Source organism: Reichenbachiella sp. (genome assembly GCF_039941815.1).
GTDB lineage: Bacteria > Bacteroidota > Bacteroidia > Cytophagales > Cyclobacteriaceae > Reichenbachiella.
The window spans coordinates 66,564-93,052 of sequence record NZ_JBDVDW010000076.1 but is presented as its reverse complement, the minus strand read 5'-3'; the positions used below and the strand labels follow the sequence as shown (position 1 = coordinate 93,052).

Sequence of the window (26,489 nt, the reverse complement as noted above, 5' to 3'; positions counted from 1 at the left end):
CCTCTTTCACAAATTCTATAGATTATTTACTCCTGATTTTAATGTTATGGTCTGGTCGCCCCACTCGAAATCTCCAGTGATGCCAGCAGGCAACGTGATGGTTCCTTTTACTTTACCTTTTTTGTTTTTTGAAAAGCTTACCGCTAATGTTCCATTGGGATGAGGAAACGCAGCCTCAATTTTGGTTAGGTGACCGAAGCTTGGTGCTATGCGTACCTTTTGAAATCCGGGTGCTGTCGATTGAATGCCGGCTACCGTGTGGATGAAATCGAAACAAGGGCTGGCACTCCAGCCATGGCATTCTGATCTTGGGTCAACATCTGTTTCTCCAAATGTAGTCATGCCTCTGTCTAGCATGTCCTTCCAGGGTTGGAGGCTTTCGGTATATAGGTCAGCTGCTTGGGCTTTTTGCATGGCGCGAGTCAGATAAAATCTGAAATAGATCGTGCTCTGAATCAAATCCTTTTCGGCCAATAGCCGCTCAAGAAGGGCGGGCTGATCAGTGGCCGCCACAGCATCCGTCAAGATGGCGAATATATTTGTGTGCTGAGAAAACACATCCTTTTCTGGGCGCTCAGCGATTAGTTTTCTCTCTTCGTCATAGCAATTTTGCATGGTAGCATTTATCATGGCTGACGCTTGGTCTCCATACATTTTCGCTTGTGCTTCCAGGCCTAATTCGTTAAAAATGGCCGCTGATTTCTGAAGTGCTAATACGTATTGCAAACTCACATTGGCAGAGTGCCCATCATCAGCACCTACTGGGATGCCGTTTTGGAAGCCGGCGCTCCAGTCTGTAAAGTTCCACCATTCAAGGTTGGCAAGCATGCCGGTTCTGTCCACCTTATTTTCGAACCAACCCAAAACGCTTTTGATGCCTGGCAAGAATTGACGGACAAACTCAGGGTCATTTCTGTAGCTCATGTAGTCGTGTATCATCCCGATCCATAGGAGGGAGTAAGTAGGAATCACTTGATTGATATAGGAAGGGTAACGGCTCTGTGTGAGTCCGTTGGGCATGCGAGAGTCATCAAACTGCCGTATGGCTTTGCGCATCAAGCGGTCGTCGCCCGATACAAAGATGGATACCAACGATTCTATTCGGGTGTCTCCGATGTACTGCAGTTGCTCATAGTACGGGTCTTCAAATTGATCCGTGGATGAATTTTTTAGCGTAAGCCAGGCCGCATCCCAAATGGCGTTGAGTGCTGGGTCGTCAGATTTGAAGGTCGCCTTTTCTTCGAAAGGATACGTCACGTAGATGTTGTGATAGTCTTCGATGACGAGCGGTTCGTCGCCGGTAGTGATATCTAGAGACACGTATCTAAAGGTACGCATGGCTTGTGGCTGAAAAATGCGTTTTTCTCCTCCATCGGCTTGGAAAATGTCGTAGTATCCTCTGATTTCTTGATTCTCCAAACTGTTTCTTGGGCCCTTTTTCCAACCGCCATGTGCGCTAAACTCATGAGAAGATTTGTAGAATAAAGCTTCGGCATAGGTGACCTTGATGGTGGTATTTTTCCCTTGGCTTACCGTGAGTTTTGGATAGCCTATGGTGTGGTTTTCATGATCCAGCAATATCGTGGCAGTAGAATTGGCCGGGACGGTGATAGGAGATTGGCCAGTCACAAACGATGAAGGTATGGTGACGCCATCCGTCTGAGCTACTTTTTTAAATCTAGTTTCTGTCTGAGTCAAAAACGGTATTTGTCTTGGGACTAAGTACCATGTACTTCCAAACAAAAACCCTCTACCTACGGCAAATTCTACCATCGCCAATCTGGGCTTCTCCCACTGGCTATCATCGAAGGCAGGTTCTTGCCACCCCCATGGATATAAGCGACCATCTACCTGATCTCCTGGGCCAGCAGCATAGTAGCCGCCTACAGAATCACTCACGAACGGTATGGTCTGATAAGCAGCGTTCTTTGTTACTTTCCACTCACTGTCTTTGGCTGTGTCGATTAATATTGGATTGCTTTTGTCTCCTTGCAATATGAAGGCGGTTTGGAAAGTCTGCTGCTTTGCATGTCTAAATTCTCCGAAATTGATCACTTCAACTGCGATGGAGTTATTGCCCTTTTGCAAGTAGTCAGCCAAATCATAGGTTTCATAGCGCCAGTGAGAGATATCTCCAATGGCGGGTCCTCGGCCTACAAATGTCCCATTTACATATAGTTGGTATCTGTTGTCTGCGGAAAGGTGAACCACAAATGACTCAGGATTCTCTTCTAAATTGAAAGATCTTCGAAAATTGAATACGCCATACCCCATAGTAGAGGCTGTCGGGTGCGTGATCCATTGGGCATTCCATGCGTGCTTCAGCATGTTGAAGTCTTTGCCTTGATGGTTGATGGCTACCTGTGATTCTTGCCCATGTAGGTAAGAAGAGAACAACAGAAAGAAAACGGCACAAAAGGCATGCTTTAATTTCAATGATTTTGTCTTGATCGTGTTATTTTTTGTTATCATAAATATTTTCTAATTCGCTCAAAGCGCGGTCCAATTCTGACAATGAAAGGTCCAGTTTGGTTTGCCACTTTTGATTGTCTACATTTTTGAAATTCTTCTTGGTTAGAAAACGAGTAATTCCAATAATATTGGCAATCGGTTTTCGAACCTCATGCGAAAGGAATTTTAGTATAATTTCCTGCTTTGATTTTTTGTCATATTTTGCACCTTTCATTGGTGTTAAGTTTTGGTTAATTCGTGGTTTGGTATAGATGGCTTACTCAGTAATTGAATGGTATAATACAATCTTGTTTAGCATGTTTTTTCATCATACAGTCATTTGATTTCGCCGGTCATGTGAGGGTGATTTTCCAGTTTTTTGTTTGTACAATTTGGAAAAATAGAAAACTGAATTAATCCCAACTCTGTTAGCCACTTCCCCGATTTCCATATCTGTGTTGTGTAATAACCTACGTGCGAGACCGATTCTCTCAGCGATCAAAAATTGATTCAATGAAGTGCCTGTAGCTTTTTTGAAAGTAAGTCTGAATTGGCTGTAACTCAGATTAAACCGCTCACTCATTTTTTTATAGTCAATCTGATTTGTAATATTTTGTCTTATATAATCTATACTAGATTGCACAATATATTCGTGCCTATTGGTATTGATTTTGACTCTGTCTTCTATGGTAAAGTGGCTGATGAGCTGGATGAGAGATCCAAAAAGTACTTTTTCCATCAGTTTGGTGGGAGTTCCAACGAGCCTTAAAACATGATTGAATAGCGCTATTATATCCGTTTGGTAGCCCATCGCTTTGATATGGGTGATATTGTTTGGAAACAGATCCTTAAGGACATAGCTTTCTATGTACTCACCTTTGAATCCCAACCAATATTCTTCCCATCCGAGATTTTTGTGTGGTTTGTACCTATGCCACTCCTCCTTATTTATAATAATTGCATCACCAGGTTTGACCTCTGTTTGACCAGTTTCAGATTCAAATATCCCGCCACCTGTTGGAATGTAGATAATATAGTAATCAGGTAAAGTTCGCCCTTCTTCCCAAGAAAATAAATGAGAATCAGGGTGTGCTTTTACTGGGTATTCAGCGTTGCGATTAATTTGTTCATAGCCACAGGTAATTAGCTTTATGCCCCAGTTTTCATTATCACCAGAAAAGTACTTCCAATAGTTTTCCATTTTCAAGTATAACCAATTAAGGTTACATGTTTATACAAAATGACTGTATAGGCCCATTAAAGGGATGCTCTGGACATAAAATGAAAATCATTTTTTATCATTCCTGAAACTTGGCCTAATATCATGTCTGCAGCTACCTGTCCCATCTTAGCAAAATCTGCGGTCATTACCGAAATACCTTCCGCAAGGACTTCTTTGAGAGCAGTATCATTATATGACAATATTCCAGTGTCTTGTGCCAACTTCATTTTTGATAGTTGAATATTTTTTATAATAGTCACCAAGTCGGTTTCTTCAAGAACAATAAATGCAGATTTATTGTAATTCTTTTGATCAATGCTTGTAGCGTCTTGGTAGATCTCATATTTGAATTTATTGAATCCACAAAACCTTTTGAAGCCGGCTAATATATCATCAGGATAAGTTTGGGCTTTATTCTCTGGAAAGATTAAAATCAATTTTTCATACTTGCGAAGTAGTGTACTTGCTTCTTCTAATGCATTGTAAATATCTTCTTTGAAATCATAGTATGTGCCTCCTTTGCAATTAGCGAGTTGATCCAGTTTTGTGTCAAGCAAAATGAGTTTCTCAGAATTGATTTTGTGCAAAAGTTCATTCAGTTCTACTTGATCATTACTCTCGAAGCCTGGCATAATCACATAGTAATGATAGCCATCTACCCCACCTTTAATTATTTTTTTGAATAGAGAATAATCACAATAGTCTACCGTAGCTTGATCACTTAATTTGTGAATCATCTCATTGTAAATTGTTTTTTTCTCTGCGCTGAAGTCGGGGACGAGCAATAAGATTTTTATTTCAGTAGAAGCACTGTCAAGGATGTAATAACCTTTTCTCTTTATTGATTGTATGATTTGCTCTTTGCATAAGTATCGATAAGCTTTTTCAACTGTATCTCTTGATAGATAATAATCGAAACTTAGTTGATTGATAGAAGGCAATTTATCTCCAGAATTCAACTTTCCCACTTTGATACTCCAAAGAATGCTGTCGATAATTTGTTTGTACTTAGGTATGTTGGAATCATCACAAATGTCTAATTGAATAAAATCGTGTTTCATGACAGTTCACTTTAAAGTTGAAAATTTATTTAGTCACCAATACTTTTTTCGGGGCTATGAAAACCCTTCAATTCTAGTGTTTGCGGTTTAGCAGTTTATTGTCTGCCTTTTCCCACATTACAAACATTGCCAATTTTAAAAGCATTCGGAATAGTCAAAATGATTAATAATTTATACAAAATGATTATTTGATAGTTTTAAAACAACACAATGAAAGACGGGTATTCACAGCAAAAAAACCTTTACAATAGGCCTGAATTGCTTTTTTGACTTCAGTTTCATTATCAGAAACATTCTTATCATATTTTGAATGAAGAGATCAATTATTAGCTGAATGGAATCGTATTTACCAGTTATTATGGTGGAAGTACACAAGAGCAGTATAGGGCAGGACAGCATAAAATTAACAATTGATGAAATTCACAAAATGAAGCTGAGTTAATGTTCAATCAGCTAATCAAATCGAATGGAATTAAGACGATTATAAAATATATGTTCGAATTAAAAGGCAAGAGGGTATTGATCACGGGAGGATCCAGAGGCATTGGATTGAGCTATGCAGAGGCGTTGGCCAAACAAGGCTGTACCATTGTGTTTAGTCATTATAAGGACTCTGAAAGGGCGATATTTGAATGTGATCGATTGTCTACTGAATCAAATTCTAGCCTACACCAGATAGAATCTGACATTGCAGATCCATTGCAGACAGAAAAAATGGTCGAAAAAGCGATAGAGATTCTCGGAGGGATAGACATCATGATAAGCAATGGAGGAATCTGCAAGTTTACAAATTTCATGGATATAACTGGAGATAATTGGAATAGACATATGGACGTGAATCTGAATGGTCCTTTTAGAGCAACGCAGCTTGCTGCCAAGCAAATGATTAAACAAGGTATTGGGGGAAGAATAATTTTTACTACTAGTGTTGGCGCCTATAGGTCAAATGCCAAGCAAACACATTATTGCGTATCAAAGGCAGGTCTAAATCTACTCTCAATGGGAATGGCTATAGAACTTGGAGAACACGAGATTACAGTCAATAGTATAGCACCAGGTTGGATTCATACTGACATCAATGACGAAGAATCGCGAGATGAAAAATCCGTAAAACCATGGATTGAATCTAAGCTTTCTATTAGTCGGCTAGGTAAACGCAAGGACTTAGAATCAGCGGTTTTGTTCCTAGCTAGTAAAGAAGCTGAGTACACTACTGGATCTACAATTTTTGTAGATGGTGGTTGGAATGCACAATTATGATAAACAACTATAAAATAACAGCCCTTAAGATGGGGGAGGCTAATGTTCCTGCCGCAGAAGTTTATTGGATGACCAAATTATATGGTTGGGAGATGCTCACTTTTTGGTCTTTTTTGATCGAAAGTGAGGATCGTAAAGTATTACTAAATACGGGCTTTCCTAAAGATTATTCGGATCTAGACGCATTATGGACCAATTGGGCCTATGAGGCTATGAATGAACATGGGCATCAGCCAATAATAAACGAAGAAAATTGGATAGTGAATGCACTCGAACATCATCAAGTCAAACCTGAAGAAATCGACGACGTGATTATTACGCCAATTACCTCATATGCAACGGGAGGCTTGGATCAATTTCCGAATGCTAACATTTGGGTATCTCATAAGGGTTGGATGGACTTCCATGCTCCGGATCCAGAAATACCACAATTACCGAGAAATATTCTATTTCCCGATCATGTCATTAGTTATTTGGTAAAACAAGAGGCTGCTTCAAGAATCAAGCTGTTACCAGATAAGGAAACCGAGTTTTTGCCAGGTATCTCTTCATGGTTTTGTGGAGGGCATCATCGCTCGTCCATGTTATTCAAAGTACAGACCAAAGATGGTTTGGTGGGATTGACAGATGCAATATTTAAGTATAGAAATTTTGAAGATAAAATTCCATTGGGGTTGAGCGAGTCAATAGAAGAACACTATAGGCTTTTCGCAAAGATGGAAAGGGAAGTAGATATGATCTTGCCCTTATATGATGGTGACATACAGAAGAAGCACCCAAATTTAACAGTAGGTGCATAAAAATTAGAAGAAGGAAGGAAATGGAATTTAATAATAAGGTGGCGCTGATTACGGGCGTTGCGAGTGGATTTGGAAAAGCTACAGCCATGCAATTGGCATCACAAGGATGCGTAATTGTTGGAGTAGAGCGAAATGAAGGAAAATTGAAAGCAGTATTGTCTGATTTGCCTACTATTGGCGGAGAACATCATGCGATCGTTCAAGATTTACGTGACGCACAAGGAGCAAAGAATGTAGCAGCCAAAGCTAAAAAATTGGCCGGAAGGATAGATATAGTAATAAACTCTGCGGGTGTTTGTCATTTCAATAAACTGAACGAAATCACGATTGAAGAATGGGATGAAGTGTTCGAGATTGATGTTCGGGCATTGTTTCAAGTAGCTGTAGGCGCTGCCGAACTGATGGATCACGGAGGAACAATTATCAACCTTGGTTCTAATGCGGGAAGAAAGGGCAGAGCAGTGTCAGCACACTACGCAGCCGCTAAAGCTGGTGTAAGCAATTTTTCAGAATCCATGGCATTGGCGTATGGAGCTAAAGGAATAAGGGTGAATACGGTAAGTCCAGGCCCAATCATGACATCCATGTGGGATGATCTTTATCCCGAGTTAGCCCCTATTACTGGTAAAAATTCAAAAGAATTGGCGGATGTTTGGGCAGCTCAGACACCTCTTGGTAGGTTAGGAAAAGCGGAAGATGTGTCTAATTTGATTGTATTTCTAGCTTCCGAAAAAGGGAGTTTTATCACAGGTCAAGACATCAATGTTTGTGGCGGCTTCATGCTCAATAGCTAATTAATTCAAAAACAGATACCTATGAAATTATCAAAATCAGATATCATCAATCGAGACCTTAGACAAGACCCACCTTCAGAAGTAGGGAAAGCAACTTTAACATTGGCTTATGAGGCCATGCAAAAAGGAGATCTCGAGGAAGCAAAGCGAATTACAGAATATGCTCGTCTAGAATGGGAAGTAGTCCACGATATGTTTACTAATTGGGCATGGTCTTTTTTTACCTATATCGCAGACAATTTTGGTGAAGATGAGGTGGAAAAGGCATTTAGAGGAATCTTAGGAAGTTATTACAAAGCTCGATATGATAAAGTAATGGCACAAGATGTGGAAACTCAGTTGCAATTGACAATCGAAGGATTGCGTGGACATTTGATGGGTCCTGATCGTCAGGGAGAGATTGAAGTAGTTGAGGATAAAGAGAAATATACTCTTGTTCTGGATTCTTGTGGTAGCGGAGGAGTAGCCCGTCAGCGAGTAGATCGTGGTGAAGTAGACAACCCAGAAGTTTATGGCAATTCCAAAAAAGAACATCCTTGGACCTGGGGCAAAAAGAATGTAAGCTACTACTGTGGACATTGCACAATGGTAAACGAGATTCTTTCTATCGAAAACTATGGACATCCCATGCGTGTCACGGAGCATAATGATGATTCTGAAGCACCATGCAAATGGCTGGTATATAAGGACCCAAAGAAAATACCAGCTGAATATTATGAACGAGTAGGTAAGGAAGCACCAGCTCATGCTCCTCGACTCAAGGATAAAGAATAATGAGTAATCAAGGAAATAATCATTGGTCTACGCCGATTGGAGCGCCTTTGGCCGCTCCTTTCCCATTTTCGTTTCGCGACGTGGAGGTACTCACACTCTCGTACAAAACAGATCGAAAGGCTGCTGAAAAGTTTTTACCTGAGCCACTAAAACTGAGAAGCGATTGGGTGCTCATTCATATATACAATATGAATGACACGGACTATCTTGGGCAGTATCAGGAATGTAATGTTATGCTAGATGCTGAGCTACCTGGTAAAGCGGTTGGTGGCTATTCACCGTTCCTGTTTTTGAATAGCGATGGTGGTATTTCTCAAGGCAGAGAAGTACATGGTCAACCCAAAAAGTGGGGTAACCCCAAAGTAGATTTCAACGGAGACTTGATCATTGGTTCGCTGGAGCGAAATGGTATTGAGGTAGTAAACGGCAATATGGCTTACAAGCAAAACCGAGGTTCTATCCAACAATTCAAAGAGATGACGTTCGACTTTTCAGTCAATCTCAATTACAAAGTTATTAACCATATAAATGGAGAAACTGCAATTAGGCAAATCACTTCACGAAATTTGGAAAATGTGGAAATTGCTGAAAGCTGGATAGATCCATGTTCCGTGGCGCTTAGACCCAATATGCAGGCACCAATCTATAAGCTACCAGTAATTGAAGAAGGCAATGCCTGCTTTTGGAAAGGTGAATTCACTTTGGTTGAAGGTGAAATAGTGCACGATTATTTGAAATAAATAGGATCAGCAATTGAGGAAATTCAACTGAATTAGGTTAACAAAAGCAAAATTTTAGAAACAATGAAAATAGTGATTACGGATTGGAATTTTCCGAATATAGATGTTGAAAGAAATATCATAGAAACTGCTGGTCATACAGTAGTGGATGCACAGTGTAAGACTGAAGATCATGTCATAGATCTTGTCAAAGATGCAGATATTGTCATTGCTCAGTGGGCACCCGTAAAGGCCGCAGCTATTGCTGCCATGACTCAATGTAAAGGTATCGTAAGGTATGGTATTGGATTGGACAATATCGATTTAGAGGCTGCCAAGAGTAAGGGAATTCCTGTTGCTAACGTGCCAGACTACTGCCTCAACGAAGTGGCCGATCACACTGTAGCACTAATGCTTGCAGCACAAAGACAGATTATATCCACTTGGGACAGAATAAACAAAGGCACGTGGGTGATTACTTCTCCACAGACCTTGCCACCTCTTCGTCAATCGACTTTGGCCTTGATAGGATTAGGAAGAATTTCTCAGCGAGTGGCCAGCCGAGCACAGGCCTTTGGTATGTCTGTTATTGCCTATGATCCAGGCCTGAGCCCAGAGCAGTTTGCCGAATTGAATGTAGAGCCCGTCGCACTAGAAGAAATTTGGGAAAGGGCCGATATAGTGAGTTTGCACTGCCCGTTGATACCGCCCACGCATCATATCATTAACAAAGAGGTTTTAGCCAAAATGAAACCTACCAGTATTGTTGTCAATACTAGTCGAGGAGGACTTGTAAATACAAATGATATGATTGACGCTTTGAATAATGGAGTTATTGCTAGCGCAGCATTAGACGTGGTAGAAGAAGAGCCGTTATCAAAAGATCATCCGTTACTGAAAGCTAAAAATATGATAGTCACCAGCCATACAGCATGGCATAGCGGTAGCAGCATCACAGAATTGCAAACATTGGCTGCGGAGAAAGCAGTGGATTTATTAACCAGAATTAAGGAAGTAGTATGAAATTGATAAGATTTGGAGCTGAAGGTAATGAGAAGCCAGGGGTACAGCTGAGTGACGGTACTAGACTTGATGTCAGTAGATTGGTAAACGAATATGATGAAGCATTTTTTGCTGGCGATACTTTGGCCGACTTGGCGTCTAAGATTGCAACAAAAGCGGATACGTTGCCTAAGGTGGACGAATCTGTTCGACTAGGGGCACCTCTAGCTCGTCCATCTAAGATCGTATGTGTAGGGTTGAACTATGCTAAACATGCCGCTGAGAGCGGAATGGAAATCCCTGCCGAACCGGTATTGTTTTTCAAAGCGACATCAGCCATTGTAGGTCCAAACGACGATATTATTATTCCAAAAGGAAGCGAAAAGACCGATTGGGAAGTAGAGTTAGCCATAGTTATTGGCAAAAAGGCTAGCTATGTAGATAAAGAAAATGCTATGAATCATATCGCGGGGTATGTATTGCATAATGATGTGAGTGAAAGAGCATTTCAATTGGAGAGAAGTGGTCAATGGGTAAAGGGAAAAAGTGCTGATACATTTGCTCCGATAGGTCCATTTATTGCTACTCGAGAAGAAATCTCAGATCCAGGAAATTTGAGACTTTGGCTCAAGGTAAACGGTGAGATACAGCAGGATAGTGATACATCAGATTTGATTTTTGATGTGCCTCATTTGATTAGTTATATCAGTCAGTATATGACTTTATTACCTGGAGATATTATTTCTACAGGCACACCATTCGGTGTAGGTATGGGTCTCAATCCACCAACATACCTCAAAGATGGCGATGTAGTTGAATTAGGTATCGATGGCTTGGGTACTTCGACTCAAAAAGTGAAGTCTTACAAAAAATAGTATTTGAGGAGTTCAGGTGGTTACTGCCCGTTTCGGCCAGAGCGAATCAATTCTTGGTGTAATATTCTCAAGGCGTCCTAAGGTTTAATAGTCTAATCTGGTGATGCCTTGAGATGTTTTTTTACGATTAAACAACAAAAATGAGATACACTCCCCTACATAAGGAAACTTATATCAACAACAGAACTCAGTTTATAAAAAGTTTATCTACTGATTCAGTGGCGGTTTTCAATTCTAATGACATTATGCCTACTAACGCAGATGGTGTGATGCCCTTTCGTCAAAACAATGACTTACTGCATTTGACAGGTATAGATCAAGAAGAAACTATACTAGTCTTAAGACCAAATTTTCCCGACCCGACCCAACGAGAGGTTTTGTTTATTAGAGAAACGAACGAGTTAATCGCTGTTTGGGAAGGCCACAAATTTAATAAGGAAGAAGCTCAAGAGCTGTCGGGAATTCAAAATATTCAGTGGGTGTCTGATTTTGAGAAGGTCTTTAATGAATTGGCAGTAGCCTCGCAAAAGATATATCTAAATTCCAACGAACATACACGTGCTATGTTGGACGTTGAGACTAGAGATGACAGATTCTCTAGATGGTGTCATCGGAAGTATCCGAATCATGAGTTTAGAAGATCAGCTCCCATTATGCATCAGATTCGTTCGGTCAAATCAAATGAGGAAATTGAGATGATCCAAAGAGCTTGCGATATCACCAATGATGGTTTTAGACGTATACTAAAGTTTGTAAAGCCAGGGGTTACTGAATACGAAATTGAAGCAGAATTTGTGCATGAATTTATTAAACAAAAATCTCGCGGATTTGCCTATATACCAATCATAGCTAGTGGTGGGGATTCATGTATTCTTCACTATATAGAAAACAAAAAGCAGTGTTTGGATGGGGATATTTTATTGATGGACGTGGCGGCTGAATATGGTAATTACAATGCTGATATGACGAGAAGTATTCCAGTCAATGGACGATTTTCGAAAAGACAAAAAGATGTGTATGAGGCAGTACTCCGCGTGAAGAATGAAGCCACCAATATGCTTAGACCTGGTGTTGTCTTGTCGGAATACAATGGGGAAGTCGGGTTGGTGATGGAGAAAGAATTGATTGATTTGGGGTTGATTGACCAAACGGATATAAAAAATCAAAATCCAGAACAGCCAGCTTACAGAAAGTATTTTACACATAATACTTCGCACTTTTTAGGTTTGGATGTTCATGACGTGGGTAGTTTTTACAAGCCAGTCAGATCAGGAACAGTTGTCACGGTAGAGCCGGGAATCTATATTCCAGAGGAAAATATTGGAATCAGGTTGGAAGACAATATCGTGATTCAAGAAGATGGAAATTTAAATTTGATGAAAGACATTCCGTTGGAACACGAAGAAATAGAAACACTAATGAACGAGTAAAAATTAATTTGTGATTAAAACATGAAATTGACATACAATTCTAATTATCCCGCAATTGAAGATTTAAGAGACAAAGCGAAAAAGAAGATTCCAAAATTCGCCTTTGAATATCTGGATGGTGGCTGCAACGAGGATGTCAATTTGGATAAAAACACTAGAGAAATTCGTGACGTAGAATTGATTCCACAATACTTAAGTAAGCATTATCGGTCTGATATGAGTACTGAATTGTTTGGCCATGTCTATGATGCCCCATTTGGCATTGCACCTGTGGGATTGCAAGGACTCTTGTGGCCCAAAGCACCTGAAATATTGGCGAAAGCTGCACATGAACACAATGTGCCTTTTATTCTAAGCACGGTCACTACTATGGATATCGAACGAGCGAGTGAACTCACCGAAGGAAAGGCCTGGTTCCAACTCTATCATCCAGCAGAGGATCGTATGCGTGATGATGTGATCCATCGGGCTGCCGCTGCTGAATGTCCGGTACTGGTCTTACTTGCCGATGTTCCGACATTTGGTTTCAGACCACGAGACATCCGCAATGGGTTGGCCATGCCTCCCCGTATGACATTTAACAACATGGTTCAGATCATGTCCCGGCCAGAGTGGGCACTCCGCACCTTATTCCACGGACAGCCCGAATTCAAAACGCTAAAACCGTACATGCCCAAAGGGCTGGACATGAAGCAGCTCGGTCACTATATGAACCAAACATTTTCAGGCAGGTTGAATGAAGAAAAAATAGCACCTATTCGAGATATGTGGAAAGGAAAGATTGTGTTGAAGGGTGTCGCCAGTGAAGAAGATGCAGAAAAGGCGATTAAATTAGGACTAGATGGTATTATCGTGTCCAATCATGGTGGCAGACAGTTGGATGCTGGGCAATCTGCTATTAACCCTTTAAAAACTATTGCTGAATCTTATAAGGATAAAATCAAAGTTATGATGGATAGTGGGGTGAGATCAGGACCAGACATTGCTAGAACCTTGGCGAGCGGAGCAGACTTTGCTTTTCTTGGGCGTACTTTTATGTACAGTGTTGCAGCGCTTGGTGCTCAGGGTGGTGATCATGCAATAGCATTGCTCAAAACGCAGTTGCAACAAGTCATGGAACAAATTTGCTGTGAAGAAGTGAGCGACTTCTCAAGCTTTCTTGCAAATTCAAAGAAACCTAATTGATTGGCAATAGGGAAGTTCAAATGATAGAAGAGTTTCTAAGGATGAGTGAAGAATCTAGCAATTTGGTTTCTTGCACTACATCCGGATTTTCAATTTGATGTAGTAAAGTTTGAGTAGCTATTTTACCCATTTCCAATGGATTTTGGTTTACAGATGACAAAGAAGGGCTAGTGTAAGCGCCTAATGGTTCATTACTAAACCCTACAATAGCAATGTCATGTGGGATTTTAACACCGGATTCTTGTAGTTCTTGCATACAGGATATCGCTGCAAGGTCATTGGCAGAAAAGATGGCGTCAGGTATTTCCTTAAGCTCAAGTATCTGACGCGCCAATATTTTCCCGTCTGCTGGTTTAAGAGAACTTTTGTAAATCAAAGTAGGGTCTTCTGTTATATTATGTTTGTGGAGTGCTTCTTTATATCCTTTGAGACGATCTTGATAAATACTGACATTTTCTGAACCAGTAAAGTGAACAATGCGCTTTCGACCACTTAATATGAGATGTTCTGTGGCTTCAAAAGCTCTTGCAAAATCATCGATAAGAATATTGTTAGCTGGTATGGCTTCGCACTTTCTATCAAAGAAAACAATTGGTGTTTTTTGAGTTTCTATTTTTTCTAAGTGCTCATATTGGTTTGTCTCCATAGAAATAGACATAATTATGCCGTCTACCTGACTTGAAAGAAGTGTATCTGTTAATTGTTTTTCTCTTTCTAATTGATCTAAAGACTGACAGATGATCACTCGATAATCATTTTCAAACGCAACTTCTTCTATCCCAGCAATCACAGTGGAAAGGAAATAGCGAGAGATATGAGGTACGATCACACCAATAGTTCGGGTTTTTTGACTTCGGAGATTGGAGGCGAGTGTATTTCTAAAATAGCCCAATTCTTTGGCTTTTGCCTGAATCAAGTCACGTGTTTTTTTGGTGACTCTAGGGTTATTGGCCAATGCTCTTGAAATTGTAGAGCTGTCCTTTTTTAATATGCGAGCCAGGTCGTGAATGGTGACTTTTTTCTTCATAGGCGCAATTTATTCACTTTTTCGATACCAAAATACAATCGATTGTATTTTTATGTTTAGTTTTGTTTTGGAACAAAGGATTATAAACTATGAGCGCAAAATATGAAGTAAGATATGCTGCTTCACCAGAGGCAGTCAAACAATATGACACGACTGCATTACGAAAAGAATTTTTGATAGAGGATTTGATGACTCCCGACGAAGTGGTGTTGGTTTACTCTCATTATGATAGATACATCACTGGGTCAGTGGTACCGGTAAAGGGCGACTTAGCACTCGAGGCCATAGACCCGCTCAAAGCAGAGCATTTCTTGGACAGAAGAGAGTTAGGTGTAATTAACGTAGGCGGTGAAGGGAGTGTCACTGTGGATGGTACTGTGTACGAGTTGTCCTACAAAGACGCACTATATGTAGCCAAGGATAGCAAATTAGTTGTTTTTTCAAGTAAGGATGCTAGTAAGCCAGCGAAATTCTATTTGAATTCAGCGCTGGCACACAAAGCATTCACAACCAAAAAAATCACGAAAGATCAGGCCAATAAAATTGAGTTGGGATCACTAGAAACAGCTAATCACCGTGTAGTTAATCAAATGATCGTTTCCAGCGTAGTGGAAACTTGCCAGCTTCAAATGGGCATGACAGAACTAAAAACAGGAAGCGTGTGGAATACCTTGCCTTCGCATGTTCACGACAGAAGAATGGAAGTCTATTTCTACATCGAGGTACCAGAAGGTCAGTCTGTATGTCACTTTATGGGTCAGACTGATGAAACCAGACACATCTGGATGCAAAATGAACAAGCAGTGATTTCTCCGCCGTGGTCGATTCATTCAGGATCAGGTACTTCAAATTATACATTCGTATGGGGCATGTCTGGTGAAAATCTGGACTATGGCGACATGGATGTTTGTCCAATTCAAGAACTTAGATAATAATTAGATGTCATTAGAATTATTTAACCTCAAAGGAAAAGTAGCACTAGTAACAGGTGCTACACATGGACTGGGCATGGCGATGGCTATGGGATTAGGCAAAGCTGGGGCCACCGTGGTAATCAACGGCAATTCTTCTCAGGAGAAGATCAACAATGCACTAAAAGAATACGCAGCCGTAGGCGTTAATGCCAAGGGCTACAAATTCGATGTGACCAACGAAGTTGACGTAAAGGCAAATGTCGCTAAGATAGAAGCGGAAGTAGGAGTTATCGATATTTTGGTAAATAATGCCGGTATCATCAAACGTGTGCCGCTAGAAGAAATGGAGGTAGCGGAATTCGAACAAGTGATTAAAGTTGACCTTGTCAGTCCATTCATTGTTTCTAAATCGGTAGTCAAAGGTATGATTGCCAGAAAATCTGGTAAAATCATCAACATTTGTTCTATGATGAGTGAATTAGGTAGAAATACCGTAGGTGCCTACGCTGCAGCTAAAGGTGGCTTAAAGATGCTAACGCAAAATATGGCGACAGAATGGGCCAAGCACAATATCCAGACTAATGGTATTGGTCCAGGCTATTTTGCTACGAGTCAGACTGCACCCATCAGAGTAGACGGTCACCCGTTCAACGATTTTATCGTGGGCAGGACTCCGGCTGGCAAATGGGGCGATCCTGCTGACCTTGAAGGAGCAGCCATATTCTTGTCCTCACAAGCAAGTGATTTTGTCAATGGTCAGGTGATCTATGTAGATGGAGGAATACTTGCTACTATCGGTAAGCCGGCAAACGAAGATTGATAGTAAGGATTCATAATTCATATTATGAATCCTTTTTTATTATCTATAGGGTAAATACCCCGAGGCTTGCCTCGTGAGTAAAAATCATAAGTTTGAAAACGAAAGATCCTTTGAATGCCTCGCGGGCTTGCCCCGAGGATTATTTACTAGACCTTATTCAGAAAAAATGAACAAAATACATTTACTTTTTTTATTAGCCATAGTTGGTATATCATGTGTTCCTACGGACCAGCCAGTTTCATTTGTTGTATCGAATGCGCTGTCATTTGAAAGAAACCAGGAAGTCATTCAAGTACCTATTGAATTGATTGTTTTGAAGAAAGGTCAGCAACTGGAAAATTTTGGAATAGCAGATGAAATGGGCAATTTATTGTCAATTCAATATGTGGACAATAATCAAGATGAGATTTCAGATGGCATCTTATTTCAACCAACTGTACCTGCCAATGGTCAGTCGAAGTTTTTTTTGAAAGAATTAGGAGCGGAGGAAGAAATCCCGACTAGTATGGAAGTTTGTTATTCGAGATTTGTACCGGAGCGTACTGACGACTATTCCTGGGAGAATGATAAGGTTGCTTTTCGAATGTTTGGACCAACAGCTCAACAAATGAAAGAGGAAGGAGCCCCTGGAGGAACACTGACAAGCGGAATTGATTGTTGGCTGAAGAAAGTAGAGTATCCAATTATTAACAAGTGGTATAAAAAGTATGAATCTGACCCCAATGCGTATCATGTGGATTCGGGTGAAGGCTTGGATAATTTTCACGTCGGTATTAGCAGGGGTTGTGGTGGAATAGCTGTAAAACAAAATGATGAATTTTATACTTCCAAAAACTTCACTTCTTTCAAGACGCTATCGAAAGGTCCTCTAAAAACTGCTTTTGAATTGAATTATTCACCTTGGAGTGCTGGTGATTCTACAATTATTGAAACCACGAAAAAAATAAATTTAGACAAGAGTAGCCAGTTGAGTCGAATCGAAGTGAACGTCAAAGGCGCTAAAAATATTTGGGCTGGACTAACCTTGCATGAAAACGATGGGCAGGTAACAGTAGATTCTTTGGGAGCATGGGTGAGCTACTATCAACCACATGGAGATAGTTATTTGGCTACAGCTCTATTGGCAGCACCAGGTTTCTTTTCAGGAAGTGAAGTTGTATTGTCAGAGGAAAAAGACCTAAGTCATGCGTATCTAAATTTAGCCGTCAATGAAGGAAAAGCTGTTTACTATGCCGGTTTTTATTGGCAAGAAAGTGGGCAATTTGAAGACAACGAGGCTTGGGAGTTATACCTTACTCAGTTTTCAGCCCAACTTGCAGATCCTTTGGTTTTGAGTCAAATTAATTAATTCACCAGTGCCTTTATAAAATTATTGAGTGATCTCTAAATAGAAGATCACTCGAACATACCTGGCAGCCATAGGCTCAGCTTTGGCACATAAGTTACGAGTATCAGCACTACTATCATTGCAATAAATAAAGGAATAAGTGGTTTGATTACTTTGTCTAACGAAATACCAGCTACACCAATTCCTACAAATAATACTGACCCCACTGGTGGTGTACACAATCCAATGCACAGATTCATCACCATGATGATACCAAAATGAACAGGATCAATACCGATGGCAGTGACTACTGGAAGGAAGATTGGAGTGAAAATTAACACTGCAGGTGTCATATCCATAAAAATCCCAACAGCTAATAACAATAAGTTGATGAGTAGTAATATCACCCAAGGATTGTTTGAAATACTTAGCAAACCGGCAGTGACTGCTTGTGGAATGTCGGCATAAGCCATCACCCAAGACATACTCATAGAACAAGCAATTAAAAGTGCAACTACTGCTGTGGTGCCCACACTGCTAATAGCGATTTGCCGAATTTTCTCTACGGTTAGTTCTCGGTAAATCAGAGACAAAATGAAAGTATAAAGCACAGCAATGCCAGAAGCTTCCGTCGCAGTGAATATTCCTACTACAATCCCTCCAATGACAACCACCAACATCATCAAACTTGGGAAAGCCTGAACGAATGTTGTGAATACTTGGCCAAAGCTTGATTTTTCTCCTCTGGGGTAATTTTTTATTTTGGCGTAGATATAGGCTACAAACATGAGCGCCAATCCCATGAGAAGACCAGGAACATAACCGGCCAAAAAGAGAGCAGCAATTGACACGCCACCACTGGCTAAAGAGTATACAATCAAAATGTTGGATGGAGGTATCACCAAGCCAGTTGTAGACGATGCTATATTTACGGCTGCGCTGTATGATTTCTCATAGCCTTCTTTTTCCATACGAGGTCCCAAAGTACCACCTATAGCAGACACAGCTGCCATCGCAGAACCGGATATTGCCCCAAAAAGCATCGCACCTATGATATTGACATAGGCCAAACCGCCTGGAAACGAACCCACTAATGCTTTTGCGAAAGCGATCAAACGATGCGCAATACCCCCTTGATTCATTATTTGTCCAGCCAATATAAAAAACGGAATGGCCAGCAAAGAGAAACTGTCTAACCCAGTTGCCATTCGTTGGGCGATAGTGGTGAAAGCAGGCATGGTGTCTATATTGATCAGTATAGTGACCAGTGAGGCTAGACCCACACTATAGGCTACAGGTACTCCAATAGCTAACAGCGTAATGAAACCCAGTACAAGTACGATTACTTCAATATTTTCCATTAGTTCTTTTTGAGTAGATGGATAAAGTCAGATAAGGAATAATAGGCGATGAGCAAACCGCTCAATGGCAAAGAGAGGTAGACATAACCTAAAGGCAGTTGCATGGCAGATGAGGTCTGCCCCAATTCAAACGAAATCAGCACTAATCGAGTACCGCCTACGGTCAATACCAAAATGGAGAATACCGTGATAATTACTTGAATGGTCAGTTTTTGGAATCGTTTTTGTTTTTCACTCAATGCTCTTTCGAGCAATTCGATAGCCACATGCATGCCTTTGCCGGAAGCGTAAGCTGCGCCTAAGAGTCCTACCCAGATCAGCAAGTATCTGGAGAGTTCGTCCGTGAATGCACTGGGGTCATTAAGTAAATACCGAGAGGCTACTTGCCAAAGTACATTTAAGACCATAAGTCCGAGTAATAGACTCAAGACATATTCTAAGGTTTGATCTATTTTATTTCTCATTTGTTTCATTTTGAATGGATTCGATCAATTGATAGAGGGCAGGGTCAGTTTTAAATTCGTCATATAGGGTGGCGACTTTTTCCTGAAACGGTTTTTTGTTCGGGTAATATACGGTTACACCAGCCTTTCGAACCGCAGTTAGGCTTTCTTGAACGGACTTCGCCCAGACGCTTTTCTGAAACTCTACAGATCGGTCGGCAGCTACTTGTAACCATTTTTTTTCTTGTTCATTGAGCTGGTCCCAAAGGTGTGTGCTTACTATGAGTACATCAGGTAAAGTTGTATGTTCATCTATAGATAAGAATTTGCAAATCTCGTACTGTTTGGAAGTATAAAATACAGGAGGATTGTTTTCCGCAGCGTCCACAACTCCCTGCTGAAGAGCTGTATATAATTCACCAGCCGAAACTGGCGTAGGTGAGCCGCCTAATGCATTCACCATATTGAAGGCCGATTGACTATTCATTACTCTGATCTTCAATCCTTCTAGATCCTTGGGAGATGCTATTGGTTTGTTTTTTGAATAAAAACTTCGACTTCCTGCATCGTAGAAGCACAAGCCTCGTAGGCGGTATTGACTGCCTTTGGAGAGTAAACTTTTCCCAATTACTCCTTGAAGAATGCTCCACCTGTGTGTAGAGTCTCTAAACAAATAAGGTAGTGTTAGCGCTTTAAATTCTGGAACAAAATTTTCTAAAGTTCCAGCTGACACTTTAGTCATGTCTAGGCTACCTATCTGGAGCAGTTCCATGAGATCACGTTCCTGGCCTAACTGGCCATTCGCATATATGTCGATCGACATTTTGCCTTGAGAAATTTCGTTGAGTGTTCTAGCCATTTCTGCCATTCCCAAATGAACGGGGTGTTCTTTGTTGAGTCCATGAGCGAGCTTGAGCGTGCGCTGATTGTTTGAAAATTGACAGCTCATCACAATAGAAAGAACACAAATTGAAAATAGTTTTGTAAACTGGTGCCTGATAGTCATACTCTAATGTTCATTACATTGTGTAAAATACAATCGATTGTATTATAATGCCACTTTTTAAATGAATATATTAAACACCTGTGTAGATTCGTTATTTTGATTAAACCTGAATCAATATTTTAGCAGAAAAGTAATGATTTTTAATTAGGTTCCAGCAAGTCGAAAATTACAATATTTTCAAATTCTGTTCCTGTTGGAGAGGGCCTAGTTCGTCTTGGTACGAGCAGAATAGAATACTCAGTTTATAACTATGTAAAAAGACAATTTGATATTTCATTAACAGAAAATGAAACAAGAACAGTAATTAATTCATATGGCTCTCAAGATGATGCCATAGCGATCCAACACAAAGAAATTCCGGTTGAGGGTCTTATCAACAACTATTTGTCTATTTTCAAGTATGAACTGTGGTCATGTCTGGACAAACTTCAAGCTGAGAATACTAGCCAATGGAATGTATTTTACTGGAGGCGGATCTAATTATTCTTCACTTTGTGAACAAATCTCAAAAGAAGCCAATTTGAATTATGAGCTTAGTCAAACACCGTTTCATGACAATATCAATGGTCTAAAAAGTATAATAGATAATCCCGAGCAATTCAAAATGTACTTGATGCAGTAGACATCTTTACATTTGACGAATTATTCAAAACCACAAGGAGGAAAATAGCTGGGAAATCCTAAATCGATCTCCGTTTATTTTTTGACTTTCAACTTCTCTTTTCTCTCTTTTGGACTCAATGATTTAAGATCTTCAGATTGTTCTGAGATTACAATTGTATTTTGCTCTCTTTGTAGTTCCCGGTGTTTCTTTTTCGCAATAAGTTGCCAATCACTTTTTTTTACCTTGACTTTCTTGTTCTTGAAACCGTTACCGTTGTGGTTATTTCTCATCTCTGATTTATTCATAGCCTCTGTTTTAAAGCAAAAAAATTGAGCCGAATGTTGATTATATTCTTTTAAATATAGGCATTTAGTCTTTATGATTTTGGGACTGATCATTATGGCAGTGTAATTTTTTTTAAAAAATTAAGTTAGGTCAAGCACAGCTTTTCGGTTAAACAACCTGTTTTCTTGTTGACTCACATAGCCCATTTGATTTGTTAGCATGCGTGTATTTTCAATTTGAAATTCAGGTTGATTAAAGTGGTTGTGACCATAGATCCATGCATCGATTTTATGTCGAACTAGCATTGGTGTTAGATCGCTGTGGAAGGCATCATCCAATGTTGATACAAATGGATAGTCGCAATAAGACTCGGGGAAGGGCACGTGATGTGATACAACCACGGTGTGATCACAGTCCGTTTCTTCTACGAGCTGACTATTCAGGAAATTCAGACTTTTTAAATGGCATTGGTTATGATCTGCCACGGTAAACCGTTTGCCTTCATACGTGCATTGATGAAAGTCATTCAGTCCTTGCTCTATTCCCAATGGATTTTTGTTCACGTTGGTCCAAAGAGTAGAAAACAGAAATCTAATATTTTCTATTTCCACCTCAATGTTGTTCAAGTATTGAACATTATCTCTTAATGAGATAGAGAAGTCAGAAACTGCATTTTTGATATCATAAGAGTTGTTATAAAACTCATGATTGCCAGGTACGATGTAAGTTTCTTTCCAATGATCTGAACAGTAGTCGAAAAAAGTAAATTTGAAATGATCTTCTGTCAAATAACAGATGTCACCAGCCAATATCAATATGTCTCCAACAGGTCTCAATCTTTTGGAATTTATGGCTGCACGTTGTTCTGGGAATTCCAGATGCAGATCTGATGCGTATTGGATTTTCATATTTTTACCATTCTTCAAATGGAATTTGGTTTGATACAAGTTAGATAGCAACTTTTCTTTCAGAAACAATTAATTCATAAGGCAACCAATGTTGAACATATCAAACCGTAAAGGCCCAGATTTGTCTACAGGGAAGTAGGCGAAAGAGCGTAGACTTCTCATTATTCTTCCCATGAGATCACGTAAGTTGATGCCTGGGTTCAAGCTATACTGAGATATTTTTCACATTGAATGGCTAAGATTTTCATTGGATTCTGTTTCAGAATTAATTTTTCCGGGATGATTTTCATTGTATTTCGCTTATGATCAAGTCCATCTACTGGTGAAATTCTTTCCGAATTCAACTACTTTTGGAAGATTTTTATGTTTCTCAATCTTCTAATTTATAATTGATTTTCAAGGATCGGTTTAAAATAAATGCAACCATAGGGAGCTGTATCCAACCCTTGTGGTGGATCGATTTGAGGGTGTGGTATCCACATCCTCCGACTCGCTGAGAATTCCTACAAATAGGGAGTTTTTTTATTAAAATCAAGCTGAGTTAAATCAAATGTAAGTGTATTAGTGTATTGATACACTTGTGTAATAGTAGAAGTGTGTAATTATTATGACACAATTACACAAGTAGAAAATGTAATTGTATAAAGTAGAAGCGTGTAACATTACACTAATTTGTGTAAAGTGTAAGCGTGTAGAATACACGAAATTGTGTAATGTGTATTTGTACTCTATCTATTCAACAGCTGAATAAAATTCTTCTTATTCTGAGCCAGGGTTTCAATTTCAATTTCGTATCAAGCGCTTCATCATATAATAAACAAAGAGGTTTTGCGGTTTTGCCAATCACCGCAAAATGTGCGGCGATTGGTTCTAATCGCACTTTTTTCTTGGTAAAGTCAAGAAAAATTGCATTCTTGTTAAAACCGTAAGTTGAAAGAACAATTATGATCGTGAAAATAAGAATAGCAATAGTCGTTTTGCTATGGCTCTCACATAGTGCCTGGGGGCAATTGGATTTTGCAGCTGAGAAGGCAGCTAAAATAGCCATTCAAGGCATTGATGCAGCTGAAATTTACACCAATGCTGTAGCCTTGAAATCAGCGCTTGACCAGATGGATGTTATGTATGATGTAGCACAAGCCACGGAATGTCTGATTGAGCAAAACAAAGCCAATGACTATGCAGCTGAAGGGGTAGATGTCTGTGGTCTGAGTGGCCTCGATGACGCAACCGGCAAGTTTATGCAATTGGAAATGGCAACGGTAGGGTTTGGTGATCAAATGAAACAAGGCTACATCGTGGTCAAAGATGTGTTAGGCGGTAATATGGACTTAAAACGCGCCCTGGATATGGGCTGGGAAGGTACAGGAATCAGTTTCGACGCTAGTGCCATTAAAGGTGAAGCCGACCGAATTTGGGAAATCTACGAAGTTGAGAAAGCCAAATGGCAAGAGTTGTTTACGAGGAAAAAGCAGCGTGAGGAAGCACTTGAGATCATGACAATTGATATTGAATGGTTGTATTTGACCGCAAATCCAGCGGCAAACCCCTTTAGCTTTTCTTTTAACCCGGACAATCAGTACGTTAGAGACAAAGCCAAACAAGAAGGTGAACAAGCTAAAATTCAAATGGAAAACATCATGGATATAGTTGTGTCTGCCTTGATTGTCATCATGTTAGGCTTTACGGCTTGGACCTTGTACAGAAAAGGCGATACATCACCAGAGTTGATCGTCGGAACCATGATCGGTTTAACCATTTTATCAATTGTGAACACAATATGGGTTTGAAATTGAAAACCTATAATAATATGAAATATTTAATCAATCTAACACTAGCGTTATTCTTAACGAGTACGTCCAATGGCCAGTCTGAACAAACCATAAATGACGGCTTAAAATACGAGCTCAAAGAGATCGTAACCACATATGCCGAGACTGCATACCGTGGGAAAGATCTTCGAACAAACCGGCTCTTACAGAAACATTTTGATGAAAGATATCTTGAAATCAAATACAATAGTCATCAAAGAGCTAGCAAGAACATTAATACGCCTGACTACGAAATCAATATCATAGATGAGTTTTTTTCCACCAAAAAAATCAAGGACCGAGGAATAGCTGCAATTTATGCTGCTCAAATCGAATGGAAAGGATTCTACATAGAAGTAGCGCTGAGTAAAAATTTCGAAGAAAAGGTCTCGTTCTTTGAAGGTTTTGTAAATGAAATATCCTACTACCCAACTGATCCCAATGCGGAAAATCAAACCGAAGAATATGTAGGCAAGGCATGGGATGACCTGATTTTGAAAATCAAAAAACTTGGCTTCCAATGATGTTAACATCCATTTTCGAAATACTCTACCTCCCTGAAATTGTCAGTACAGAACAGGGGGTAAGCGCTGCGGTCGCTAAATTGGCGATGACCAAGATATTGCCCATAACCTTATCCCTGGCACTAGTCAAAGCGGTCTGGGATTACTTCAGAGAAAATAAGCACATGGGTATTGAAATTGACGAGCTGGCTAGGATCTTCCTTTTGTCTCTGTTCCTGTTTGCATTCAATCCAGCCATTAACTTATTCAATGACATGGTAAACGGGATTGCCGCTGAATACGAGTACACAAATGTGGAACTCAAAGAGGAAGTGGTTATCAATCAGGTCATGAGCAGGGCAAAAGCACTGATGCCTAATCTTTCAGGAAAAAAAATGACAGCATTAAAAAACTCATTGACTGGAAGGCCGAAAGAGGATGCGAAAATATTGGCAGAAACAAAAATGGAGTACGATGCTGAAAACGGAGAAGGTGAAAGTTCCTGGAGTATGATGGACGTAGGTACTGCGGTTAAAAGAATGGTGGGTCAAATCAGCAACATAGCCAATAATTGGTTCATGGCAGGAGTGACGGGTGTCGTAAGCAAAGGGGGCACAATGTTGGCCCAATCAGTGATGTGGGTGGTTATCATCATTTTTACGATGATTTTACGTTGTCTGGGTCCATTGGCCATAGCCATGACGTTGATATTTAAGAATCAGACCAAAACATGGTTTATGACTTTTGCTGCAGCGAAATGCGCCATCATCACAACTATGATTGTCGAATCCATTGGAGCCGGTATGGTCCTGGCATTTCATTCAGATGCAGTCATGAGTATAATGGGCCTCGATGCGATTGATGATACCAGCCCGCTAGCTCATATGGTCAATGGTAATTTAATTTTGGGTATGAACCTTACCTTGATTCTATGCTATGTTTTGGTTTTTTTCTTCACTTCAAAATGGATTGGTAGCGGTGATGGATCTCAGGTATTGAGCCAGGCCGCGGGTTTAGCTATGATGGGTACTTCTGCTGGCTTTAAGGCCATACAGAGTGCTGCTAAAAAGATTGGCTCAGGTAGTGGCAACAACTCTGGACACTCTGGGGGATCAAGTAATGAATCACCGGCAAAAGGATAATTTTTATCAAGGGCTGTTTCTCCAGACTTCTCCGCAGCATTTAAATAATAATGAGAAAGAAAATAATAAAAATATACGACATTCCTGAAGAAGAATGGACATGGATTGACCGTGGCAATCACTTGTTTAATCGCTTAAAACACAATAAAAAGTATCAAATCTCTGTCATAACTGTCACAGCAGCTACTACGGTCGCTTTTCTCCTAAAACTTTCAGGTATTACAGCTCTGTTATTTGGTCTTTGGCTGACCATGGCATCGATATCTCTAATGCCCTGGAGTTGGCGAGGAATGAGTAGGTTTATTTTTCTTTTTGCAATTCTTATTCCTTCTTTAATTTTTGTCTATTATGGATTTTTTCTCTTAATTCATGGCATAATGTGAATGCTAAGATTGAGGATATAACAACAAAAAAGCCTATTTTTAGCTTTATGGAAAATCAATCAAACCCTATTAAAAAACTTCTGGTTGAAACTGCTCTGAGTATGTTCAGAGGTAGTATTGCTCCAACTGTTGTTTTGGTAATGTACGGCTTTTTTGCCTGGATACTGAGTGATATGATGTATGCGTTTTTTCTTGAATCAGCCAATCGTGCTTTTGGTCAAGGTGATACTGCAGGCATGATGATCATAAGTGTTCTCTTTGGCATGAACTTAACTGTATTGATAAAATTCACAAAACGGTTGATCAAGCTAAACATCGAGGAAATCCGCTACTTTAAAAAAATGCGCAAACACCAGATCACGCTGGGTTGGTAACCAATAAA

28 protein-coding genes are annotated in these 26,489 nt (G+C 40.0%); 18 read left to right on the top strand and 10 right to left on the bottom strand.

Annotated features, from left to right (window positions below; translation table 11 throughout):
* Positions 1 to 15: 15 nt before the first annotated feature.
* The 4 genes from ABJF11_RS20405 to ABJF11_RS20390 form a co-directional block, all read right to left on the bottom strand.
* On the bottom strand, positions 16 to 2,472 hold the full coding sequence (locus ABJF11_RS20405) for an alpha-L-rhamnosidase C-terminal domain-containing protein (protein WP_348122136.1): 2,457 nt from the start codon (positions 2,470 to 2,472) through the stop codon (positions 16 to 18).
* Positions 2,456 to 2,686: a hypothetical protein gene (locus tag ABJF11_RS20400; RefSeq protein ID WP_348122135.1), complete on the bottom strand. Its 231-nt coding sequence runs from the start codon at positions 2,684 to 2,686 to the stop codon at positions 2,456 to 2,458. Before ABJF11_RS20400 ends, ABJF11_RS20405 begins: the two co-directional genes overlap by 17 nt.
* Before the next feature lie 93 nt (positions 2,687 to 2,779).
* Positions 2,780 to 3,652 carry an AraC family transcriptional regulator gene (locus tag ABJF11_RS20395; RefSeq protein WP_348122134.1) on the bottom strand — a complete coding sequence of 291 codons (873 nt, stop codon included), beginning with the start codon at positions 3,650 to 3,652 and terminating at the stop codon, positions 2,780 to 2,782.
* A 56-nt stretch (positions 3,653 to 3,708) separates the two neighbouring features.
* Positions 3,709 to 4,734 carry a GntR family transcriptional regulator gene (locus ABJF11_RS20390; protein ID WP_348122133.1) on the bottom strand — a complete coding sequence of 342 codons (1,026 nt, stop codon included), beginning with the start codon at positions 4,732 to 4,734 and terminating at the stop codon, positions 3,709 to 3,711.
* Positions 4,735 to 5,175: 441 nt separating this feature from the next.
* Here ABJF11_RS20390 and ABJF11_RS20385 point away from each other — a divergent pair, with 441 nt between their 5' ends.
* From ABJF11_RS20385 to ABJF11_RS20345, 9 genes are all read left to right on the top strand, one after another.
* Entirely contained in the window at positions 5,176 to 5,994 is an 819-nt protein-coding gene (locus ABJF11_RS20385; RefSeq protein WP_348122132.1) for an SDR family oxidoreductase, read from the top strand.
* Positions 5,991 to 6,794 carry a hypothetical protein gene (locus ABJF11_RS20380; protein WP_348122130.1) on the top strand — a complete coding sequence of 268 codons (804 nt, stop codon included), beginning with the start codon at positions 5,991 to 5,993 and terminating at the stop codon, positions 6,792 to 6,794. Before ABJF11_RS20385 ends, ABJF11_RS20380 begins: the two co-directional genes overlap by 4 nt.
* A 20-nt stretch (positions 6,795 to 6,814) precedes the next feature.
* Complete coding sequence (locus tag ABJF11_RS20375) at positions 6,815 to 7,588, top strand: SDR family oxidoreductase (RefSeq protein ID WP_348122129.1); 774 nt, start codon at positions 6,815 to 6,817, stop codon at positions 7,586 to 7,588.
* A gap of 21 nt (positions 7,589 to 7,609) precedes the next feature.
* Positions 7,610 to 8,362: a hypothetical protein gene (locus ABJF11_RS20370; protein WP_348122128.1), complete on the top strand. Its 753-nt coding sequence runs from the start codon at positions 7,610 to 7,612 to the stop codon at positions 8,360 to 8,362.
* Positions 8,362 to 9,102 (top strand): acetoacetate decarboxylase family protein, encoded by a 741-nt coding sequence (locus tag ABJF11_RS20365; protein WP_348122127.1) that lies wholly within the window; start codon positions 8,362 to 8,364, stop codon positions 9,100 to 9,102. Before ABJF11_RS20370 ends, ABJF11_RS20365 begins: the two co-directional genes overlap by 1 nt.
* A 63-nt stretch (positions 9,103 to 9,165) precedes the next feature.
* Positions 9,166 to 10,104: a C-terminal binding protein gene (locus ABJF11_RS20360; RefSeq protein ID WP_348122125.1), complete on the top strand. Its 939-nt coding sequence runs from the start codon at positions 9,166 to 9,168 to the stop codon at positions 10,102 to 10,104.
* Complete coding sequence (locus ABJF11_RS20355; RefSeq protein ID WP_348122124.1) at positions 10,101 to 10,958, top strand: fumarylacetoacetate hydrolase family protein; 858 nt, start codon at positions 10,101 to 10,103, stop codon at positions 10,956 to 10,958. The genes ABJF11_RS20360 and ABJF11_RS20355 overlap by 4 nt, the downstream gene beginning before the upstream one ends.
* A 140-nt stretch (positions 10,959 to 11,098) precedes the next feature.
* Positions 11,099 to 12,388, top strand: a complete 1,290-nt coding sequence (locus tag ABJF11_RS20350; protein WP_348122123.1) for an aminopeptidase P family protein — start codon at positions 11,099 to 11,101, stop codon at positions 12,386 to 12,388.
* Between the two features lie 21 nt (positions 12,389 to 12,409).
* Positions 12,410 to 13,573 (top strand): alpha-hydroxy acid oxidase, encoded by a 1,164-nt coding sequence (locus ABJF11_RS20345; RefSeq protein ID WP_348122122.1) that lies wholly within the window; start codon positions 12,410 to 12,412, stop codon positions 13,571 to 13,573.
* 16 nt (positions 13,574 to 13,589) lie between these two features.
* Here ABJF11_RS20345 and ABJF11_RS20340 read toward each other — a convergent pair whose 3' ends face one another.
* Complete coding sequence (locus tag ABJF11_RS20340) at positions 13,590 to 14,528, bottom strand: LacI family DNA-binding transcriptional regulator (protein WP_348122121.1); 939 nt, start codon at positions 14,526 to 14,528, stop codon at positions 13,590 to 13,592.
* 161 nt (positions 14,529 to 14,689) lie between these two features.
* Between ABJF11_RS20340 and kduI the strand changes: the two genes are divergently transcribed.
* The 3 genes from kduI to ABJF11_RS20325 all read left to right on the top strand — a co-directional run bounded on the left by kduI (position 14,690) and on the right by ABJF11_RS20325 (position 17,682).
* Positions 14,690 to 15,532 carry a 5-dehydro-4-deoxy-D-glucuronate isomerase gene (kduI, locus tag ABJF11_RS20335; RefSeq protein ID WP_348122120.1) on the top strand — a complete coding sequence of 281 codons (843 nt, stop codon included), beginning with the start codon at positions 14,690 to 14,692 and terminating at the stop codon, positions 15,530 to 15,532.
* Between the two features lie 7 nt (positions 15,533 to 15,539).
* The gene (locus ABJF11_RS20330) at positions 15,540 to 16,334 is read left to right on the top strand and encodes a gluconate 5-dehydrogenase (RefSeq protein WP_348122119.1); all 795 of its coding nucleotides are present in this window, start codon (positions 15,540 to 15,542) and stop codon (positions 16,332 to 16,334) included.
* Positions 16,335 to 16,500: 166 nt separating this feature from the next.
* Complete coding sequence (locus tag ABJF11_RS20325) at positions 16,501 to 17,682, top strand: DUF4861 family protein (protein WP_348122117.1); 1,182 nt, start codon at positions 16,501 to 16,503, stop codon at positions 17,680 to 17,682.
* Between the two features lie 47 nt (positions 17,683 to 17,729).
* On the opposite strand, the gene ABJF11_RS20320 is transcribed toward ABJF11_RS20325, so the two are convergent.
* The 3 genes from ABJF11_RS20320 to ABJF11_RS20310 are packed head-to-tail and all read right to left on the bottom strand — an operon-like array spanning position 17,730 to position 20,414.
* Entirely contained in the window at positions 17,730 to 19,022 is a 1,293-nt protein-coding gene (locus tag ABJF11_RS20320) for a TRAP transporter large permease (RefSeq protein ID WP_348122115.1), read from the bottom strand.
* Positions 19,022 to 19,486, bottom strand: a complete 465-nt coding sequence (locus tag ABJF11_RS20315; RefSeq protein WP_348122113.1) for a TRAP transporter small permease — start codon at positions 19,484 to 19,486, stop codon at positions 19,022 to 19,024. The genes ABJF11_RS20320 and ABJF11_RS20315 overlap by 1 nt, the downstream gene beginning before the upstream one ends.
* Positions 19,476 to 20,414 (bottom strand): TRAP transporter substrate-binding protein, encoded by a 939-nt coding sequence (locus tag ABJF11_RS20310; RefSeq protein ID WP_348122111.1) that lies wholly within the window; start codon positions 20,412 to 20,414, stop codon positions 19,476 to 19,478. The genes ABJF11_RS20315 and ABJF11_RS20310 overlap by 11 nt, the downstream gene beginning before the upstream one ends.
* A gap of 457 nt (positions 20,415 to 20,871) precedes the next feature.
* Here ABJF11_RS20310 and ABJF11_RS20305 point away from each other — a divergent pair, with 457 nt between their 5' ends.
* Positions 20,872 to 21,093: a hypothetical protein gene (locus ABJF11_RS20305; protein WP_348122110.1), complete on the top strand. Its 222-nt coding sequence runs from the start codon at positions 20,872 to 20,874 to the stop codon at positions 21,091 to 21,093.
* Positions 21,094 to 21,167: 74 nt separating this feature from the next.
* Here the strand turns inward: ABJF11_RS20305 and ABJF11_RS20300 are convergent, their stop codons facing one another.
* Entirely contained in the window at positions 21,168 to 21,380 is a 213-nt protein-coding gene (locus ABJF11_RS20300) for a hypothetical protein (RefSeq protein ID WP_348122109.1), read from the bottom strand.
* A gap of 120 nt (positions 21,381 to 21,500) precedes the next feature.
* Positions 21,501 to 22,268 carry a metallophosphoesterase gene (locus ABJF11_RS20295; protein WP_348122108.1) on the bottom strand — a complete coding sequence of 256 codons (768 nt, stop codon included), beginning with the start codon at positions 22,266 to 22,268 and terminating at the stop codon, positions 21,501 to 21,503.
* A gap of 944 nt (positions 22,269 to 23,212) precedes the next feature.
* Between ABJF11_RS20295 and ABJF11_RS20290 the strand changes: the two genes are divergently transcribed.
* Genes ABJF11_RS20290 through ABJF11_RS20270 form a run of 5 tightly spaced genes read left to right on the top strand, consistent with a single transcriptional unit; the run spans position 23,213 to position 26,481 of the window.
* Positions 23,213 to 24,058 carry a hypothetical protein gene (locus tag ABJF11_RS20290; RefSeq protein ID WP_348122107.1) on the top strand — a complete coding sequence of 282 codons (846 nt, stop codon included), beginning with the start codon at positions 23,213 to 23,215 and terminating at the stop codon, positions 24,056 to 24,058.
* 20 nt (positions 24,059 to 24,078) lie between these two features.
* Complete coding sequence (locus ABJF11_RS20285) at positions 24,079 to 24,603, top strand: hypothetical protein (RefSeq protein ID WP_348122105.1); 525 nt, start codon at positions 24,079 to 24,081, stop codon at positions 24,601 to 24,603.
* Positions 24,600 to 25,724 (top strand): hypothetical protein, encoded by a 1,125-nt coding sequence (locus tag ABJF11_RS20280; RefSeq protein WP_348122104.1) that lies wholly within the window; start codon positions 24,600 to 24,602, stop codon positions 25,722 to 25,724. The genes ABJF11_RS20285 and ABJF11_RS20280 overlap by 4 nt, the downstream gene beginning before the upstream one ends.
* A 50-nt stretch (positions 25,725 to 25,774) precedes the next feature.
* Positions 25,775 to 26,107, top strand: coding sequence for a hypothetical protein (locus ABJF11_RS20275; RefSeq protein ID WP_348122103.1), 333 nt, complete (start codon positions 25,775 to 25,777; stop codon positions 26,105 to 26,107).
* Positions 26,104 to 26,481, top strand: a complete 378-nt coding sequence (locus tag ABJF11_RS20270) for a hypothetical protein (RefSeq protein ID WP_348122102.1) — start codon at positions 26,104 to 26,106, stop codon at positions 26,479 to 26,481. Before ABJF11_RS20275 ends, ABJF11_RS20270 begins: the two co-directional genes overlap by 4 nt.
* The last annotated feature ends 8 nt before the right edge of the window (positions 26,482 to 26,489 follow it).